This is a genomic window from Reyranella sp., assembly GCF_052439685.1.
Taxonomy (GTDB): domain Bacteria; phylum Pseudomonadota; class Alphaproteobacteria; order Reyranellales; family Reyranellaceae; genus Reyranella.
In genome coordinates, this window is sequence record NZ_JBQVQG010000040.1 from 24,054 (window position 1) to 38,921 (window position 14,868).

Here is a 14,868-nt window from a genome sequence, read left to right on the forward strand (position 1 = left end):
CTAGTGGCAAACTCGAATACCATTGACGCTAATGAGTTCGTTGCCCGCGCTACAAGCTGCCTTTCGGCGCGCCACGGTTGAGTTCCGTTGGCGAGAGTTCGAAGTGCTGCTTGGGTTGCTGGGTTATGAGCAAAAGAAGAATTCGAAGACTGGCGGGTCTAAACGCACATTCGTCCGCATGAGCAACAAACATGTCATAAAAGTCCACGTGCCTCATGATGGGAAAATGACTCGCGGATTCATAAAGCGACTGAGAACGACGCTTGAGGCGGAGGGTTTGTTATGAGCGACGTACTCGAATACAAAGGTTATCAAGCGACGGTTGACTTTGAGGATGGAAGGATCGTCATCCAAGTCCTTCACGTACGCGATCATCTAACGACTGAAACACATGATGCTTCAAAAGTGGAAGCAGAGTTTCATGCACTCGTGGATGAATATCTCGCTGATTGCGAGGAGATTGGCAAAAATCCAGACAAGCAATATAGCGGGACATTCAACGTTAGAATTGCTCCAGATCTTCATAAGAAATGCGCTTGGTTCGCTGTGTCTAGGCAGATCTCACTGAATGAACTTGTGGGGCGCGCCCTTGAGGGTGTGCTTGTGGAGGCAGAAGCCGCAGCCAGAACCGTTAGAGAAAACTGGGAAGCGGCGCCTGAAATGATTTCGCAAGTAAGTGAAAGCAATGTTGTCGTGAAGCTTAGAAAAACATCTCGTTCTGAAGATGAGATTGTGGTCGCTTGGGGCGAAGCTATTGCCAAAGAAAGGCGCCACTAATGACCAAGAACTCAAACAAGAAGTCACGCGGTCAGGTCGCTGTTCGCCCGGCAAATACATCGCGAGGGCCAACTAAGATTGGGGCTATGCGGCTGGTGCATTGCAAATCCGACGTGCGGCCTGATCCTGCTTTCTTTGGGGAAGAACTGGTTACGCCCACCATTTCCTCTTCACTCTCGTCGGCGAAGAAAAACGGTGGTTGGACATCATATGTTGATGTGTGGACTTGCACAGTCGCGTCGTCAAAAAAAAGTCGGAAGACGCCAGCTTGGACCTTAGAAGCTGGTTTCTACGTTGTGGTAGAGCACGACAAATCGGCATCTAATAGCGAAATTGCCAGATATGTGAAAACCGTAGTCTGTCCAACAATTGCGGCTCGGTTCATGGGCCTATTTGAAAGTATGGCATCCCTTGCAGGTATCCCCGTGCGTCCGCTTGCTGCGGTCGGCTGGGATTTTGATTGGGATGAGCTGGATATCGTTGAGGATATCACTCCCGAGGAGTGAGCCTCAACAAGTCTTCTCCGATCGACAAGTAGCGAGGAGAAAGCGAATGGCACTTCCGACATCGTATCTAACGTCGTCAAAGAATCTTGAAAGTATCTTCGACGCAATCCGTAACGCTAAAGCGCCCGAGAAATTCACGACTAGATTTCTAGAGTCTTTGGATTTCAAGTCGACCTCTGATCGCCTTGTAATTGGAGTCCTAAAGGCGTTAGGGTTTTTGGATGCAGAAGGACGCCCGCAAGAGCGTTACTTTCGATTCCTGGATCAAACCCAATCTGCGGCTGTGCTAGGAGAGGCAATTGAAGAAGCATATTCAGACCTCTACCAAATTAATAAGCAAGCCCATACACTTTCGAAAGCGGACATAACCAACAAGCTAAAAACCCTTTCTCAAGGTCAACTTAGCGAGGCTGTGCTCGACAAGATTTCAATGACTTTCGGGGCTCTCGCGAAGCTCGCGGATTTTGGCAAACGCCCGGCCGTAGCTATTCAATCAGAGGAACAGGCCGATCAGTCGATTTTGCCTAATCCGGTGTCGACAGCTTCAGGTGTGTCAACGAAGACCCTGGGAGGACTCCACTACAACATTCAGATCATTCTTCCAGAGTCTCGTGATCCAAAAGTGTACGATGCGCTATTCAGGAGTTTGCGGGAGCATCTATTGCTATGAATAACCTGGATCGAGCCTATAGCTTCGTAATGAAGGCGCATCTTACGGAAGAAGCCTTGGATAACGCGGGGCGCATGACACGTCGATCTGTCTTTCATAATCAAGAGGAATTGGAAACGCTCGCAAGCATCTCAGTATTGGACGAGCGTCATGTTGCGGCGGCGAGAGAAATGGCAGTTGTATACGTTGCTATAGCTGCATTTGAAAACTCGGTACGAGAGCTCATCTCGAGAACGCTCTTAGAAGACAAGGGTGAAGACTGGTGGTCGACGAGTGTTTCCGAGAAGATTCGGATGCTGGCAAATCAACGGATGGAGGAAGAAGTAAAAGTCCGATGGCATTCACAGCGTGGCCAAGACCCGATCAACTTCACGATGTTGCCAAATCTGCTGAACATAATTCGGCAGAACTTCTCTCAATTCGAGCCATTCATTCACAATATTGATTGGGCTGCCCAGATATTCGATGCAATTGAACGCTCCAGAAACGTGATCATGCACAGTGGAACTCTTGCCAAGCGCGATGTCGCCCGAGTTGGCTCTCTAATTAATGATTGGTCACGCCAGGTCGCTACTTAGATTCCATTCTCTATAAGTTATGATTGAACGCCCCCAAAGTCAGATCCACGGATCCGCGACCTTCGGCCAGAACGGTGTCTTGCGCTTGGTGTAGGGCCAGCGGGTGACGTCGGGGTCGGCGGCGCCGGGGGTGGCGACGTAGAGGATCTCCTTCGCGACGCCGACGAAGCCGTTATAGAAATGCTGCGCCGACTTCACGACGACGACGCGGTAGTCGGCCGGCTCGGCGCCGACAGCGCGGAACGCGTCGGCGTGGAAGGTCTGGTTGCGCCGCGTGCAGATCGCGATGTCGACATGCTCCGACGAGAGCAGCGCCATGTCTCCCAGCGGCGACATCACCGGCCCGTAGGGCTGGAAGACGTTGCGGGCGATCTTCTTCACCGTGACGTCGAGGTCGACCGGATCGCCGCTCACCGTGCCCGACTTGCCGCCCAGCCGCATGCGAATGGGCGCACCCTCGCCCGCCTCCTCGGCGATCTGGAAGGCCATCGGATCCCACATCACGCCGAACAGCGCCGGCCCGATCTCGCGTTCGACCAGCGCCTTCAGCACGAAGGTCGAATCGCCCGGCGCGCCGGAGCCGGGATTGTCGGCACGGTCGGCCAGGACCAGCGGGCCCTGGTTGTGCGAGGCCGCGCGGTCCATCGCCTCCTCGACGGTGAGATACTTCGTGGCATAGCGCTCACGATTGTCCCACAGCTCCTTGCCCAGCTGCTCGGCCAGCGCTTCGGCTTTGGCCATGTCGCCGTCGGCCACGACCAGGGTGCGCGTGCCGACATCCTCCACGTCGGCGAAGGAAAAGCCGTGGCTCAGCGACACCGACAGGATGCCGTCCTTGCCCTCGAGGCTCTTCATGCGGGTGACGAACTCGTTGATCGGCGGCACGGAGGTACGGTACTGCGCGATCATGCGGCAGTCGTAGCGCGCCATCACCGGCTTCACCTTGCCCTCGACCGTGTCGGCGATGATGGCGAACAACTCCGCCGCCCGCTCCATCGTGTCGGTATGCGGGTATTCCTTGTAGCCGACCAGCACGTCGGCGCTGTCGAGCATCAGCGCGCTCAGGTGGCAGTGCAGGTCGAACTCGGCGCCGATCGCGACCTTGGGCCCGACGATGGCGCGGATGCGCGACAGGAGATCGCCCTCGCAGTCGTCATAGCCGTCGGCCACCATCGCGCCGTGGACGTTGATCAGCACGGCGTCGAGCGGCAGGGCGGCCTTCACGCCGTCGAGGATCTCGTCGCGAAAATCCTCATAGACCTTGCGCACGGTCGTGCCCGAGGGGGCGGCAAAGGTCGAGAGCCCCTCGATCACGGTCCAGCCACGCTTCTCGGTCTCCTTGCGCCAGACATGGACGGGCGCCGTGAAGTTGGTCGGCTCGTGCTTCGTGGCGTCGCCGTGCCAGATGCCATGTTCCTGATAGCCGCGCAGGCCGGTCGGGAAGGGGACGAACTGGTTGGTCTCGGTCCCGAGGGCCGCGATGTACACACGCTTGGTCAACGAACTACTCCTTGGCGCAGTGGCAGCCCGCGACATGGTCGTCGACCATGCCGGAGGCTTGCATGAAGGCATAACAGATGGTGGAGCCGACGAACTTGAAGCCGGCCTTCTGAAGGGCTTTCGACAGGGCGTCGCTTTCGGCCGTCCGGGCCGGCACGTCCTTGAGGGTCTTCGGCCGGTTCTTCTTCGGCGTGCCGCCGACGAAGCCCCACAGATACTTCGAGAAGGAGCCCTCGCGTTCCTGCAGCGCGAGATAGGCCTGGGCGTTGCTCACGCTGGCGGCGATCTTGCCCTTGTGGCGGATGATGCCGGGATCGAGCAGCAGCTTCTCCAGCTTCGCAGGGCGATAGCGCGCGATCTTCGCAGGCTCGAACCCGTCATAGACCTTGCGATAGTGCTCGCGCTTGCGCAGCACGGTGATCCACGAGAGGCCGGCCTGGCAGCCTTCCAGGGTCAGGAGTTCGAACAGCGCGCGATCGTCGCGCAGCGGACGTCCCCATTCCGTGTCGTGGTATTCCTGGTAGAGCGGATCGTCGGAAACCCAGCCGCATCTTGGCTTGCCGTCCGCGCCGCTCACTCTATCGTGCTTCCAAACCATGAGAGGAAGCTACCCAATGTCGAACGTCCCCGCCAATCTGAAGGTCTGCATTTTCGATGTCTTCGGCACCGTCGTCGATTGGCGCGGCAGCCTGATCCAGGACCTGCCCGCGCTCGGCAAGAAATACGGCATCGACACCGACTGGACGAGCTTCGCCGACGACTGGCGCGGCCTCTACCAGCCGCAGATGACGCGGGTGCGCAAGGGTGAGTTGCCGTGGACGCGCATCGACGATCTGCACAAGGAAGCCTTCGAGATGCTGCTCCAGAAGCGCGGGCTGAAGCATCCCGGCGAAGAAGGCGCGTGGGAGTTCACGCACCTCTGGCACAAGCTCCGGCCGTGGCCCGATTCGGTCGAGGGCATCGGCATGATGAAGAAGAAGTTCGTCGTGGCGACGCTCAGCAACGGCAACGTCGCGCTGCTGATCAACATGGCCAAGAACGGCGGCATCCCGTGGGATCACTGTTTCTCCGGCGAGACCTTCCATCACTACAAGCCCGACCCCGAAGCCTATCTCGGCGTGGTCGACAGCATGTACGTGAAGCCCGAGCAGGTGATGCTGGTCGCCGCCCACAACGGAGACCTGGCCGCGGCGCAGAAGTGCGGCCTCTCCACCGGCTTCGTGCTCCGCCCCAACGAGCACGGCCCGAACCAGAAGCGCGACCTCAAGGCCGAGGGCGAGTGGAACGCGGTCGGCACCTCGATGATCGATCTTGCGAAGAAACTTGGGTGCTGAGGGGGTCGCATCGACGAGCCGTTCGCCTTCCTTTCTCCCGATCGCCGTGCACGGGCGCGGCAGGCCCTGACCGCCGCCTTCGGCGCCGCGTCCGTCGTGGATGCGCAGCCGATCGTGACGGGCGCCTCGGCCTCGATTCTTCGCATTGAGGTCGGCGGCCGGCGGTGGATTCTGCGCCTCGAATCCTCCCTGCGTGACGAGATTCGCGATCCGCGGCGCGCCTATGCCTGCATGCGCGCAGCGGCGGAGGTTGGTCTCGCACCGCCGGTGCTTTACGACGATCCCGAGGCCGGCGTGGCGATCATGGCTTTCGTAGAGAGTCGGTCGCTCGATGCCTATCCGGGCGGGCCGGAGGCGCTGGCGCATGCACTCGGAAGTCTCGCGGCACGCCTCCAGGCCACTGAGCCCTTCGCGCCCGTGGCCGATTACCCGTCGCTGGTCGGGGGCCTGCTCGACCGCCTGCAGGCGACCGATCTCTACCGGGGTTTGCTCGATCCCCACCGAGACGCCTACAAGCGATTGCGTGCAGCCTATCCGTGGGACGCATCCAGTCTCGTCTCCAGCCACAACGATTCACACCCCGGCAACATCCTGTTCGATGGCGACCGGCTATGGCTGATCGACTGGGAGACGGCGTTTCGGAACGATCCTGCCGTGGACCTCGCGCTCATGACGATGTATCGCGCCGGCACACCCGACCTGCAGGAGGCGCTGCTGACGGCGTGGCGCGGGCGACCCTCCGACACCGTGTTGCGGGCCCGGGTCTTTCTGATGCGGCAATTCGTGAAGCTCTTCCATGGCTGCGCCACCGGCCTGTACGTGCTCGAGACGAAGCCCGATTTCACCGAGACGGACCTGACCGCCCCGTCGCCGGCGGAGTTCAGTGCCGCCTTCCGCGAGGGAAGGCTGAGCTCGAACTCTTTCGAGGCTCAACGTATCGGCGCCAGGGTCGCCCTGCGGAGCTTCCTCGAAGGCGTCAGATCGCCGACCTTCGATGAAGCGGCCGCGACCCTTCGCACCGGCTAAGGCAAACACCCACCGTTGTCAGAGTTTCGGGCGATGCGAACGCCAGGGCGTCGCGCGTTCGTAGGCAGAGCCGGCCGCCAGCACGCTGGCTTCGTCGAAAGGACGGCCGGCGAGTTGGAAGGCGAGCGGGAGGCCGCCGGCATCGAAGCCACAGCACACCGCAGCGGCAGGCTGCCCCGTGACGTTGAAGGGCATGCTGAGCGACGGCTTGCCGAGGAAGTGGAAGATCGGCGCCGGGTCCTCGAAGATTTCCGGCGGCCCCCACTGGTTGGCCGTCATCACGAGATCGTAACCTCGCATCGCCTCGCGCGTGTCCTGCTGCAACTTGCGGCGGAAGCGCAGCGCCGAGAGGTACTGCTCGGCCGACAGGAAGGCGCCGAGCTGGAAGCGGCGGCGTGTCGTGTAGCCGAACTTCTCGGGCCGCTCGATCACGTCGCGGCGATGGATGGCATGCGCCTCGGTCGTGATGATGACCCGGCCGCAGATGTGATAGTCGCGGATGTCGGGGAAGATCACCTCGTCGACGGTGGCGCCGAGATCGCGCATCACGCGCGCGGCCTCTTCCATCCCCGCGGCCATATCCGCCGAGAGCTTGCCGTTGGGTCCCTCGTACCAGCTGCGCGCCAGCGCGATGCGCATGCCCTTGATCGGGCGTTGCGCCGCCGCGCCGTAATCGACCTTGGGCGTGCGCGCCGAGGCCTGGTCGTTGGGATCGTGCCCGGCCAGCACGTCGAGCATCAGCGCGCAGTCCTCGGTCGTCCAGGCCATCGGCCCGGCCGTGTCGAGGCTGAACGAAAGCGGGAAGATGCCGCAGCGGCTCACCAGACCATAGGTCGGCTTGATGCCCGCGATGGCGCAATAGCCTGCCGGATTGCGGATCGAGCCGCCGGTGTCGGAGCCCATGGCGCCCATGCAGAGTGCAGCCGCGATCGCGGCGCCCGAGCCGCTGGAGGAGCCGCCGGGCTGGTAGGCGGTGTTCCACGGATTGCGGACGGGCGGGAACGGCTGGTCCGATGTCATCGCCCCGTTGGCGAACTCGTGCGTGCCGAGCTTGCCCAGAATCACGGCGCCGCCGGCCTTCAGGCGTCGCACCGTCTCGGCGTCGATGGCCGGCACATAGTCGATCTTGAGATGCGAATGGCCCGTCGTCTTGATGCCGGCGGTCTCGTAGATGTCCTTCAGGCCGATCGGGATGCCGTGCATCGGCCCGCGTCGCAGGCCGCCGCGCATTTCCATGTCGGCCTGCCGCGCGGCGTTCAGCGCGATGTCTGCCGTGACCGTGACGTAACTGTTGAGGGTGGGATCGACGGCGGCGATGCGCGCCAGGAAGGCCTCCGTCAGCGCCGTCGAAGTGAGTTCGCCGCGCGCCATCAGGCGGCCGGCCTCGGCAATGCCGAGCGTCGTCAAATCGGTCATGGAGCTCTACTCGTCAGCGCGGAAGACTTGAGGCGGTTCGGCGGCCCAGGCCCATCGCTCGGGGATTCGTTCCATCAGCCCGAGCAGGCCGACATAGCCTTTGTGCAGGTGGCCGATATCTTCCTCGGTCAAGGTGAGACCGGTCTGCGCGGCGCGTATCCGAAACTCCTCGAGCGACAGCGCCCTGGTCGATGATGTCATGACATCCCTCCGCAACGATTGGTGCATGCAATCGACATGCCGCTTCATGCCTAGCGCCTCCATGTTGCGTTGGCTTGGCGCTTGCATGACGGAATGCGACGAGGTCCCCCCGTTGGTGCATCGACGGGATCGCCGAACCCGGGAGTAGTGAATGTTCAAGCGCCTTCGCGTCGCCGTCGCCGGACTGGGCGTCCTTGCCGCAACGACAGCGCCTGCCCTTGCGCAGGGCACTCTGCGCATCGGCATGACAGCCGCGGACATACCCTTGACGACGGGCCAGCCCGACCAGGGGTTCGAGGGTTTCCGGTTCGCCGGCTACACGATCTATGACGCGCTCGTGAACTGGGACCTGTCGAAAGCCGACACGATCGCCGACATCCGTCCCGGTCTCGCTGTGTCGTGGGCGCCGGTCGAGGGCGAACCGACCAAGTGGATTTTCAAGCTGCGCGAGGGCGTGAAGTTCCACGACGGCTCGGACTTCGATGCCGACGCCGTGATCTGGAACCTCGACAAGGTGCTGAACGACAAGTCGCCGCAGTTCGACAGCAAGCAGATGGCGCAGGTGCGGGCGCGCATTCCGACTTTGGTCGGATACAGGAAGATCGACAAGAACACGGTCGAACTCACGACGCGCATCGTCAATTCGCTGTTTCCCTACGACATGTCGTACGTCTTCTATTCGAGTCCGGCGAACTGGGAGAAACAGGGCAAGGACTGGAACAAGGTCGCGCTCAATCCGTCCGGCACCGGCCCGTTCAAGGTCGACCGCGTCGTGCCGCGTGAGCGCATGGAGCTCTCGCGCAACGCGGATTACTGGGAAAAGGCGCGGGTGCCGAAACTCGACAAGGTGATCCTGTTCCCGATGCCGGAGGCGGCCACCCGCACGGCGGCGCTGCTGGCAGGCCAGGTCGACTGGATCGAGGTGCCTGCCCCCGACGCCATTCCGCGCCTCAAGCAGGGCGGCATGACCATCGTCACCAACAAGTATCCGCACAACTGGGCCTATCAGCCGAGCATGGTCGAAGGCTCGCCATGGACCGACATCCGCGTGCGTAAAGCGGCCAACCTCGCCATCGATCGCGCCGGCCTCAACAAGCTGCTGGGCGGGCTGATGATCGAGTCGAAGGGCCATGTCTATCCGGGGCATCCGTGGTTCGGCTCGCCAGCCTTCGACATCAAGTACGATCCGGCGGCCGCGAAGAAGCTGCTGGCCGAAGCGGGCTACAGCGCGACCAAGAAGCCGAAGATCAAGATCGCCATCTCGACCTCGGGCTCGGGCCAGATGCTGCCGCTGCCGATGAACGAATACGTGCAGGAGAACCTGAATGCCGTGGGCTTCGACGCCTCGTTCGAGGTGATGGAGTGGAATGCGCTGGTGAACTTCTCCTTCCAGCCGGTGACGGGCGACAATGCCAAGAAGGCGGGCGTCAACGGCATCAACATCAGCCGCGCCACGGTCGATCCCTACTCGGCCTTCACGCGCCTGATGAACAGCAACTTCGTGCCGCCGGTCGGTGCCAACTGGGGCATCCTGAAGGACGACAAGCTCGATGCCATGATCAACAAGGCGCACACGAGCTTCGACAAGGCCGAACAGACCAAGGCCCTGTCGGACGTCCACACCTACATCGTCGACCAGGCCTACTGGGTCTGGATCGCGCACGATCTCAATCCGCGCGCCATGAGTCCCAAGGTGAAGGGCTTCGTTCAGGCCCAGAGCTGGTTCCAGGACCTGACGCCGGTCGAACTCAAGTAACCACAGCAACGAAGAGAGAGGCGGGCCGCAATGCTCCTCTATGCCCTACGCCGCCTGATCTACCTGGTCCCTGTTGCCTTCGGCGTGTCGCTGCTCGTCTTCGCGCTGGTGCACCTGGCACCGGGAGATCCGATCTCGGCGATCGTGCCGCCCGACGCGCCCAAGGAAGTCGTCGACAAGCTCAAGGAATATTACGGCTTCGACCAGCCGCTGCCGGTTCAGTATCTGCGCTGGCTCGGCGTGACACTGACGGGCGATCTCGGCACCTCGATCGGCACCGGCCGGTCGGTCGCCTCCGAGGTCGGCAGCGCCTTCGGCAACACCATCATCCTGGCGATCGCCGCAACGCTGCTCGCCTTCAGCCTGGCGGTCATCCTGGGCACCGCGGCTGCCTACGCCAAGTCTCGCATCGTCGATCGGCTGGTCACGGTGATCTCGCTGATCGGCGTCAGCGTGCCCCACTTCTGGCTGGCGATCGTGCTGGTCATCATCTTCGCGGTCGAGCTCGGCGTCCTGCCGCCCATGGGCATCGGGCCTGAGAATTCCACCGGCTGGACCTTCGATCGCGCGCACCTCGCCCATATGGTTCTGCCGACCATCGCCCTTTCCGTCATTCCTCTTGGCGTCGTCACCCGCACGGTGCGTTCGACCGTCAAGGAAACGCTGAACATGGAGTTTGTGACGGCGCTGCAGGCCAAGGGCATGCGCGACAGCCGCATCCTGTTCCATGTGCTGAAGAACGCCGCCCCGACCTGCCTCGCCGTCATGGGCCTGCAGGCCGGCAACCTGATCGGCGGCTCGATCCTGATCGAGACGGTGTTCGCCTGGCCAGGCACCGGCTTCCTGCTGAACAGCGCCATCTTCCGTCGCGACCTGCCGATCCTGCAGGGCACGACGTTGGTGCTGGCCGGCTTCTTCATGTTGCTCAACCTGACCGTGGATATCATCCAGACGATGGTCGATCCCCGCATCAAGCGAGGCTGAACCGATGGCCCTGCAAAGTCCCTCCCTCGACGTCGGCGGCGCCATCCTGGTGAAACCGACGCCCACCTCCGCCGGCCGCGGCTACTGGCAGTCGGTCGGACGGCGCCTGCGCCGCGATCCGGTCACCCTGGTCTGCGCGGCGATCCTGATCCTGCTGGTGCTGGCGTCGATCGCCGCGCCCTATCTCTATCTGGCGGATCCCTACAAGACCTCGATGCTGCGCCGCCTCTACCCGCTGGGGTCACCGAACCACTGGCTGGGCACCGACGAGCTGGGGCGCGACATGTTTGCCCGCCTGATCTACGGCGGCCGGCTGTCGCTGTTCATGGGCGTGACGCCGGTTGTGTTCGCCCTGCTGATCGGCGGCAGCCTGGGCATTCTCGCCGGCTTCGTCGGCGGCAAGACCAACATGGCGATCATGCGGGTCATGGACGTCTTCTACGCGTTCCCGTCGGTGCTGCTCGCGATCTCGCTCTCGGGCGCGATGGGGGCCGGCACGGAAAACACGCTGCTGTCGCTCACGCTGGTGTTCATCCCGCCGATTTGCCGCGTCTCGGAGAGCGTCACCACGCAGGTGCGCGGGTTCGACTTCGTCGATGCCGCCAAGGCCAGTGGCGCCTCGGCCTTCACCATCGTGAGGGTCCATGTGCTGGGGAACGTGCTGGGACCCATCCTGGTCTATGCGACGTCGCTGATCAGCGTCGCGATCATCCTGGCCGCGGGTCTAAGCTTCCTCGGCCTCGGCGTGAAGCCGCCGGAACCCGAGTGGGGCCTGATGCTGAACACGCTGCGGCAAGCGATCTACGTCAATCCGGTCCTCGCGGCCCTGCCGGGCGTGATGATCTTCATCACCTCGATCTGCTTCAACCTGATGAGCGATGGCCTGCGCGCGGCCATGGACGTGAAGGCCTGACATGGACACGCTGCTTCCCATCCAGGATCGCGGCGGCCCGGCCCAGCCGCTGCTGCTGGCGACCGGCCTGCGCAAGCATTTCCCGATCCCAGGCGGCCTGCTTGGCCGCACCACCAAGGTCGTGCGCGCGGTCGACGATCTCACCCTCTCGGTCGCCAAGGGTGAGACCCTGGGCGTCGTTGGCGAATCGGGCTGCGGCAAGTCGACGGTGGCGCGGCTGCTGATCCGCCTGATCAAACCGGACAAGGGCACGATGGTGCTGGACGGCGATCCGGTCGACGAGCCGCACGGCATCACGGTGAACGAGTTGCGCCGCCAGGTGCAGATGGTGTTCCAGGATTCCTACGCCTCGCTCAATCCACGCCTGACCATCGCCGAGACCCTGGCCTTCGCGCCGCGCGCGCACGGCCTGCCTGCGGCCGAGGCGCGCGAGCGGGTCCGCGATCTCCTGAGCAAGGTCGGCCTCGATCCGGTGAACTACGCCTCGCGCTATCCGCACGAACTGTCGGGCGGCCAGCGCCAGAGGGTGAACATCGCGCGGGCGCTCGCCTTGCGGCCGCGCCTCATCATTCTCGACGAGGCGGTGTCGGCGCTCGACAAGTCGGTCGAGGCGCAGGTGCTGAACATGCTGGTCGACCTCAAGACCGAGCTCGACCTTACCTACGTGTTCATCAGCCACGATCTCAACGTCGTGCAGTATCTCAGCGATCGCGTGCTGGTCATGTATCTCGGCAAGATCGTCGAGCTGGGGCCGGTCGAGGCGATCTACGGCGATCCGCAGCATCCCTACACACGCGCGCTTCTCTCGGCGCGGCCGTCGATGGATCCGCGCAAGCGCACCCGCGAGGCGCCGATCCAGGGCGATCCGCCCAATCCCATCGATCCGCCCTCGGGCTGCCGGTTCCGCACGCGCTGTCCCTTCGCCGAGGATGTCTGCGCCCGCACCGAGCCACTCCTGGCGGAGTCCGGACACCAGGCCGTGGCCTGCCACATGCGCGTGGCGGGCTCGGGCCATTCCAAGGCGAGGGCTGCATGACCAACCTGCTGCAGGTCCGCGACCTCCACGTCACTTTCGTCACGCCCGACAGGACGGTGCATGCCGTCAACGGCGTCAGCTTCGATCTCGCGCGCGGCGAGACGCTGGGAATCCTGGGCGAATCCGGCTCAGGAAAAAGTGTCACCCTGCGCTCGATCCTGCGGCTACACCCGGAGCATCGCACGCGCTGGTCCGGCAGCATCAAGCTACAGGGCGACGAGGTCCTCGAAATGGAGCCCAGGGCCCTGTCCGATCTGCGCGGCCAGCGGGTCTCGATGATCTTCCAGGAGCCGGCGACGGCCTTCGATCCGGTCTTCACCATCGGCCAGCAGATCGCCGAGACGGTACGCCGCCACACCGGCAAGAGCGAGACCGAGGCCATGAAGCGTGCCAAGGATTTGCTGGAGATGGTGAGGATTCCCTCGCCGGCGCAGCGGCTGAAAGCCTATCCGCACGAGATGTCGGGCGGCATGCGTCAGCGCGCCATGATCGCGCTGGCGCTCTCCTGCAATCCGACGCTGCTGCTGGCGGACGAGCCGACCACGGCGCTCGACGCCACGGTCCAGATTCAGGTGCTGCTGCTGATTCGTGAGCTGCAGCGCGAGTTCAATCTGGGCGTCATCTTCGTTACCCACGATATTGGCGTGGCCGTCGAGGTCTCCGACCGGATCGGGGTCATGTATGCCGGCAAGCTGGTCGAAATGGCCCCGGTCGAGCGCATGGTCGACGCGCCGCAGCACCCCTACAGTCGCGGCCTGCTGGCGTCGACGGTGCATGACGGCATGCGCGGCCAGCGCCTTGAATCAATCCCGGGCGCGCCGCCCGATCTTGCTGCCGTGCCGGACGGCTGCAGCTTCGCGCCACGCTGCAAGTTCGTCCGTCCCGACTGCACGACGGCCGTGCCGTCGCTTCGCGAGGTCGAGGCAGCCCACGCGGTGCGCTGCGTGCTGGCGGCCTAGATCAAGTCGAAGCCTCAGGCTGAATGTCGGCGGCCTCAGCCGCCGAACATCTCCTTGACCTTGCTGAAGAAGCCCTCGGATTCGGGGCTGGTCTTGCCGGCCTTCTCGAATTCCTTGAGCAGTTCCTTCTGCTTGGCCGTGAGATTGGTCGGCGTCTCGACATTGATCTCGATGTACATGTCGCCATGCTGGCTGGAGCGCATGATCGGCATGCCTTTGCCGCGCATACGGAACTGGTGTCCGCCCTGCGCGCCCGCCGGAATGTTGATGCGCGCCATCTTGCCGTCGAGCGTCGGCACCTCGATGTTACCGCCCAAGGTGGCCTGCACCATCGAAATGGGCACGCGACAGTGCACGTCCGGTCCTTCGCGCTCGAACAGCTGGTGGCGGCGCACCGACAGGAAGACGTAGAGATCGCCGGCCGGACCGCCACGGGCACCGGCCTCGCCCTCGCCGCTCAGGCGGATGCGCGTGCCGTCCTCGACCCCCGCCGGAATGTTGACCTTCAGCGTCTTCTCGCGGCGCACGCGACCCTGGCCGCCGCAATTCTTGCACGGCTTGTCGATCACCTGTCCGGCGCCGTGGCAGGTATGGCAGGCGCGCTCGACGGTGAAGAAGCCCTGCTGTGCGCGAATACGGCCGCGGCCCTGGCAGGTCGGGCATTGCTGCGGCTTCGAGCCGGCTTCTGCGCCGCTGCCGTGGCAGACCTCGCAGGTGATGGAACTTGGCACGCGCACCGTCGCTTCGGTGCCCGAATAGGCCTGTTCCAGCGTGATCTCGAGATTGAAACGCAGGTCCTGCCCGCGCATGTCGGCACGTCCGCGTCCGCGCGCGCCGTTGGCGCCGAACATTTCCTCGAAGATATCGCCGAACACCGAGCCGAAATCGAAGCCCTGGCCGCCCTGGAACGGGCCGCCGGGTCCCGCGCCGCCCTCGAACGCGGCCGCGCCGTAGCGGTCGTAGGCGGCACGCTTCTCCGGATCCTTCAGGATGTCGTAGGCGTGGCTGATTTCCTTGAATTTCCGTTCCGCTTCCTTGTCGCCGGGATTGCGGTCCGGATGATGCTGCATCGCGAGCTTGCGATACGCCTTCTTGATGTCGTCGGCGCTGGTCGTCCGGCTCACCCCGAGCAGCTCGTAAAAGTCTTGCGACATAACGCTCTACGCAGCCCCCACTGGCCCCTTACAGGTCGGCCTCCCGCGCGCGCGGGGG

Annotated in this window: 16 protein-coding genes; 11 read left to right on the top strand and 5 right to left on the bottom strand. The window is 63.1% G+C overall.

Going from position 1 to position 14,868, the window contains the following annotated elements:
- Positions 1-282 precede the first annotated feature (282 nt).
- From ACT6UX_RS28200 to ACT6UX_RS28215, 4 genes are read left to right on the top strand one after another with little or no spacing between them, the layout of a single operon-like run.
- Complete coding sequence (locus tag ACT6UX_RS28200; RefSeq protein ID WP_444778482.1) at positions 283-777, top strand: type II toxin-antitoxin system HicB family antitoxin; 495 nt, start codon at positions 283-285, stop codon at positions 775-777.
- Complete coding sequence (locus ACT6UX_RS28205) at positions 777-1,283, top strand: hypothetical protein (RefSeq protein WP_444778483.1); 507 nt, start codon at positions 777-779, stop codon at positions 1,281-1,283. Before ACT6UX_RS28200 ends, ACT6UX_RS28205 begins: the two co-directional genes overlap by 1 nt.
- A gap of 46 nt (positions 1,284-1,329) precedes the next feature.
- Entirely contained in the window at positions 1,330-1,953 is a 624-nt protein-coding gene (locus tag ACT6UX_RS28210) for a DUF5343 domain-containing protein (protein ID WP_444778484.1), read from the top strand.
- Complete coding sequence (locus ACT6UX_RS28215) at positions 1,950-2,531, top strand: Swt1 family HEPN domain-containing protein (protein WP_444778485.1); 582 nt, start codon at positions 1,950-1,952, stop codon at positions 2,529-2,531. The genes ACT6UX_RS28210 and ACT6UX_RS28215 overlap by 4 nt, the downstream gene beginning before the upstream one ends.
- Positions 2,532-2,570: 39 nt before the next feature.
- Here the strand turns inward: ACT6UX_RS28215 and ACT6UX_RS28220 are convergent, their stop codons facing one another.
- Together ACT6UX_RS28220 and ACT6UX_RS28225 are read right to left on the bottom strand one after the other, a co-directional pair.
- Positions 2,571-4,031, bottom strand: coding sequence for a M81 family metallopeptidase (locus ACT6UX_RS28220; protein WP_444778486.1), 1,461 nt, complete (start codon positions 4,029-4,031; stop codon positions 2,571-2,573).
- Between the two features lie 4 nt (positions 4,032-4,035).
- Entirely contained in the window at positions 4,036-4,608 is a 573-nt protein-coding gene (locus tag ACT6UX_RS28225; RefSeq protein ID WP_444778487.1) for a DNA-3-methyladenine glycosylase I, read from the bottom strand.
- Between the two features lie 37 nt (positions 4,609-4,645).
- Between ACT6UX_RS28225 and ACT6UX_RS28230 the strand changes: the two genes are divergently transcribed.
- A complete protein-coding gene (locus tag ACT6UX_RS28230) occupies positions 4,646-5,365 on the top strand; it encodes a haloacid dehalogenase type II (protein WP_444778488.1) in 720 nt (239 codons plus the stop codon).
- 96 nt (positions 5,366-5,461) lie between these two features.
- A complete protein-coding gene (locus ACT6UX_RS28235; protein ID WP_444778489.1) occupies positions 5,462-6,391 on the top strand; it encodes a phosphotransferase in 930 nt (309 codons plus the stop codon).
- 18 nt (positions 6,392-6,409) lie between these two features.
- Here ACT6UX_RS28235 and ACT6UX_RS28240 read toward each other — a convergent pair whose 3' ends face one another.
- Both ACT6UX_RS28240 and ACT6UX_RS28245 read right to left on the bottom strand, forming a co-directional pair.
- Positions 6,410-7,807 carry an amidase gene (locus ACT6UX_RS28240; protein WP_444778490.1) on the bottom strand — a complete coding sequence of 466 codons (1,398 nt, stop codon included), beginning with the start codon at positions 7,805-7,807 and terminating at the stop codon, positions 6,410-6,412.
- A gap of 6 nt (positions 7,808-7,813) precedes the next feature.
- A complete protein-coding gene (locus tag ACT6UX_RS28245; protein WP_444778491.1) occupies positions 7,814-8,008 on the bottom strand; it encodes a hypothetical protein in 195 nt (64 codons plus the stop codon).
- 151 nt (positions 8,009-8,159) lie between these two features.
- On the opposite strand from ACT6UX_RS28245, the gene ACT6UX_RS28250 reads away from it, so the two are divergent.
- The 5 genes from ACT6UX_RS28250 to ACT6UX_RS28270 are packed head-to-tail and all read left to right on the top strand — an operon-like array spanning position 8,160 to position 13,656.
- Positions 8,160-9,764, top strand: a complete 1,605-nt coding sequence (locus tag ACT6UX_RS28250) for an ABC transporter substrate-binding protein (protein WP_444778492.1) — start codon at positions 8,160-8,162, stop codon at positions 9,762-9,764.
- Between the two features lie 30 nt (positions 9,765-9,794).
- The gene (locus ACT6UX_RS28255; protein WP_444778493.1) at positions 9,795-10,748 is read left to right on the top strand and encodes an ABC transporter permease; all 954 of its coding nucleotides are present in this window, start codon (positions 9,795-9,797) and stop codon (positions 10,746-10,748) included.
- Positions 10,749-10,752: 4 nt separating this feature from the next.
- Complete coding sequence (locus ACT6UX_RS28260) at positions 10,753-11,661, top strand: ABC transporter permease (protein ID WP_444778494.1); 909 nt, start codon at positions 10,753-10,755, stop codon at positions 11,659-11,661.
- Position 11,662: 1 nt separating this feature from the next.
- Entirely contained in the window at positions 11,663-12,697 is a 1,035-nt protein-coding gene (locus ACT6UX_RS28265) for an ABC transporter ATP-binding protein (protein ID WP_444778495.1), read from the top strand.
- A complete protein-coding gene (locus tag ACT6UX_RS28270) occupies positions 12,694-13,656 on the top strand; it encodes an ABC transporter ATP-binding protein (RefSeq protein WP_444778496.1) in 963 nt (320 codons plus the stop codon). Before ACT6UX_RS28265 ends, ACT6UX_RS28270 begins: the two co-directional genes overlap by 4 nt.
- Positions 13,657-13,691: 35 nt before the next feature.
- Here the strand turns inward: ACT6UX_RS28270 and dnaJ are convergent, their stop codons facing one another.
- The gene (gene dnaJ / locus ACT6UX_RS28275) at positions 13,692-14,810 is read right to left on the bottom strand and encodes a molecular chaperone DnaJ (RefSeq protein ID WP_422009047.1); all 1,119 of its coding nucleotides are present in this window, start codon (positions 14,808-14,810) and stop codon (positions 13,692-13,694) included.
- Positions 14,811-14,868: the final 58 nt, after the last annotated feature.